At 72.9% G+C, this 3,552-nt stretch carries 2 protein-coding genes; both read right to left on the bottom strand.

Translation table 11 applies throughout. The features are described from left to right. Window positions 1–323 precede the first annotated feature (323 nt). The gene (gene glgB, locus AB6N23_RS17720) at window positions 324–2,510 is read right to left on the bottom strand and encodes a 1,4-alpha-glucan branching protein GlgB (protein WP_412867286.1); all 2,187 of its coding nucleotides are present in this window, start codon (window positions 2,508–2,510) and stop codon (window positions 324–326) included. Between the two features lie 65 nt (window positions 2,511–2,575). Continuing rightward, window positions 2,576–3,424: a LacI family DNA-binding transcriptional regulator gene (locus AB6N23_RS17715; protein ID WP_412867285.1), complete on the bottom strand. Its 849-nt coding sequence runs from the start codon at window positions 3,422–3,424 to the stop codon at window positions 2,576–2,578. Window positions 3,425–3,552 lie beyond the last annotated feature (128 nt).

The raw sequence follows: 3,552 nt of genomic DNA, 5'->3' as shown, positions 1-3,552 counted from the left end.
AGGGTGTGGGAGAGTAGGACGCCGCCGGACAACCATTCCACGAAGGCCCACCCGACACCGGGTGGGCCTTCGTGCGTCTCAGGCCCACCCGACGTCTCAGGCCCACCCGACACGGGGTGGGCCTTCGTGCGTTCCAGGCCCCCCATGCGCGGGCGGGCCTTCGTGCGGCCTGGCCCGGGGCATCGCGTTCGTGCCGCCGCCTGGCCCGAGCATGGAGGCGCACGGACGACGAGAAAGGCCCGCACGCGGTGCGTGCGGGCCTTCCCGTGCTCGTCGTGAGGCCAGTGGGATCGGAGGCCCCGCGCCTGCGCTCGTGCTGTCGGTCAGTCGTCCTCGGCGACGAACACGACGACCCCGAGCGGGGGGACACGCACCTGCGCGGAGTAGGGCCGGCTGTAGTGCTCGACCGGCTCGGCCTCCACGCCGCCGAGGTTGCCCACGCCGGAACCGCCGTAGACCTCCGCGTCCGAGTTGAACGCCTCCCGCCACCGGCCGCCGTGCGGCAGCGGCAGGCGGTAGCCCTCGTGCGGCACACCCGCGAAGTTGACGACGACCGCGGCCGTCGGGGTGTCGACCCCCTTGCGGAGGTACGCCAGCAGGTTGAGGTCGGCCTCGTCGGACGCGAGCCACTCGAACCCGTCGGGCGTGTGGTCGAGCTGCCACAGCGCCGGCGTCGCACGGTAGAGCGCGTTGAGGTCCTGCACCGCGCGCTGCACGCCGTGGTGCGCGCCGTCGTCGAGCATGTACCAGTCGAGGGACCGCGCCTCGGCCCACTCGTGCTGCTGGGCGAACTCCTGGCCCATGAAGAGCAGCTGCTTGCCCGGGTGCGTCCACTGGTACCCGAGCAGGGCCCGCACGCCGGCGAGCTTCTGCCAGTGGTCACCGGGCATGCGCTCGTACAGCGAGCCCTTGCCGTGCACGACCTCGTCGTGGCTGATCGGCAGGACGAAGTGCTCCGAGTACGCGTACACCATCGAGAACGTGATCTCGTGGTGGTGGTACCGGCGGTTGATCGGCGCCTCGCGCAGGTAGCGCAGGGTGTCGTTCATCCAGCCCATGTTCCACTTCAGGCCGAACCCGAGGCCGTTGCCGGACGTGGGCGCCGTGACGCCCGGCCAGGCGGTCGACTCCTCGGCGATCATCATGACGCCGGGGGTGCGGCGGTAGGAGGTCGCGTTCGCCTCCTGCAGGAACGAGATGGCCTCGAGGTTCTCGCGGCCGCCGTACACGTTGGGCCGCCACTGCCCCGGCTGGCGGGAGTAGTCGAGGTACAGCATCGACGCGACGGCGTCGACGCGCAGGCCGTCGACGTGGAACTCCTCGAGCCAGTACGTGGCGTTCGCGACGAGGAAGTTGCGCACCTCGGAGCGGCCGAAGTTGAAGACGTACGTGCCCCAGTCGGGGTGCTCGCCCAGCAGGGGGTCCGGGTGCTCGTAGAGCGGCGTGCCGTCGAACTGGGCGAGCGCCCACTCGTCCTTCGGGAAGTGTGCGGGCACCCAGTCGAGGATGATCCCGATCCCCGCCTGGTGCAGGCAGTCCACGAGGTAGCGGAAGTCGTCCGGGTGGCCGAACCGCGCCGTCGGGGCGAAGTACGACGACACCTGGTAGCCCCACGAGCCGCCGAACGGGTGCTCCGCGACGGGCAGCAGCTCGACGTGCGTGAAGCCCATCTCGACGACGTAGTCGGTCAGCTGGTGCGCGAGGTCCCGGTAGGACAGTCCCTGCCGCCACGACCCGAGGTGCACCTCGTAGATGCTGACGGGGCCGGCGTGCGGGTCGCGGTCGCCGCGCTGCGCGAGCCACGCGTCGTCACCCCACGTGTACCGGGACTCGACGACGACGGACGCGGTGGCCGGCGGCACCTCGGTGGCCTTCGCCATCGGGTCGGCCTTCTGCCGCCAGGAGCCGTCGGCGCCGAGGATCTCGAACTTGTAGCGGGCGCCGGACGCGACGCCCGGCACGAAGACCTCCCACACGCCGCTGTCGCCGAGCGATCGCATGGCGTGCGTGGCGCCCTGCCAGTGGTTGAAGTCGCCGACGACGCGCACGGCGCGGGCGTTCGGGGCCCACACGGCGAACGACGTGCCGCTGACCTCCCCGAGGGCGCCGGGGTAGGTGTGCGTGTTCGCGCCGAGGACGTCCCACAGCTGCTCGTGCCGGCCCTCGCGCAGGAGGTGGCGGTCGAGCTCGCGCACGGTGGGCAGGAACCGGTACGGGTCGTCGGCCGTCGACGCGGTGCCGTCGTAGGTCACCTCGAGGCGGTAGTCCGGCACGTCCGTGCCCGGCAGCACCGCCACCCAGATCCCGTCCTGCTCGTGGACGGCGTCGGTGCGGCCGTCGCCCGTGACGACGGCGACGCGGTCCGCGAGCGGGCGCAGCGTGCGGACCGTCACGCCGCCGTCCCCGACGTGCGGGCCGAGCACGCCGTGCGGGTCGTAGTGGGTTCCCGCAGCGACGGCGCGCAGCGTGTCGGCGTCGACGGGGACCGGTGTGGGTTCAGCCGCACTCATGTGCCTACCCAATCACTGCACGGGCGACCGCGCAGGTGGGAGCGGGGTACGCCGCGGCAGGGCGCTCAGCGGGACCGACGCGCCGTGCTGCCGCGCGCGACGAGGCGCGGGAGCGGGGCCGTCGAGCTGGTGGGGCGGCCGGACGCCAGCAGGTTGAGCACCGAGTCGGCGACCTGCACGCCCATCGCGTGCACGTCGAGGCTCATCGCCGACAGCGGCGGGTGCGAGAGGCGGCACAGGGCCGAGTCGTCCCACGCCAGCAGCGAGACGTTCGCGGGGACGGACAGGCCGAGCTCGTGCGCGACGCCGAGGCCCGCGACGGCCATGACGTCGTTGTCGTACACGATGGCCGACGGCGCGTTGCCGCGGCCCAGGAGCGCGCGCGTGGCACGCGTGCCCGACTCCTCGCCGTAGTCGCCCTCGAGGACGACGCCGCGGGCACCGAGCGCGGCGCACTCCTCGAGCAGGGCGGTCGTGCGGGACTGCGTGTGCGTGAGCGTCGCGGGCCCCGAGACGCGGCCGATCGTGGTGTGGCCGAGGCCGACGAGGTACGCGACCGCGTCGCGCATGGCCTGCCCGTTGTCGATCCACACGTGCGCGACGCCCTCGAGCGCACGGTCGGGGCCACCGACCACGACCGTGGGGATCGCGAGCTCGCGCAGCACCGCCAGGCGCGGGTCCTCCTGCACGAGGTTGACGAGGACCACGGCGTCGACCATCCCGCCGTCGCCCCAGCGGCGGTAGGCGCGGATCTCCGCCTCGTGGTCGGGGACCACGTGCAGGAGCAGCGACCGGCCGTCGGTCGACAGCGTCTCCTCGATGCCGGCGATGAGCTCCATGAAGAACGGCTCGAGGCCGAGCATGCGGGCCGGTCGCGCCAGCACCAGGCCGATCGCGTCCGAGCCCTGGGTCACGTCCGCCAGCGTAGCGGCGGCCGGCGCGCCGGCCCGCGACGGCGCCGGTGCGGCGGCCGGCGCGCGGTCACGTATACACAACAGACGCTGCCGACGATGCAATGTATTGGTTGGTGGCGGGGGGCGCG

Origin of the sequence: Cellulomonas pasadenensis, from assembly GCF_047229365.1 — a bacterium.
In the GTDB taxonomy this organism is placed as follows: domain Bacteria; phylum Actinomycetota; class Actinomycetes; order Actinomycetales; family Cellulomonadaceae; genus Cellulomonas.
The sequence above is the reverse complement of the archived record's forward strand: the minus strand, read 5'-3'. Positions and strand labels throughout refer to the sequence as shown.

What these genes read in the sequence shown, in the direction of transcription:
- glgB (WP_412867286.1), bottom strand. Translation starts at nt 2,510, where the DNA reads ATGAGTGCGGCTGAACCCACACCGGTCCCCGTCGACGCCGACACGCTG.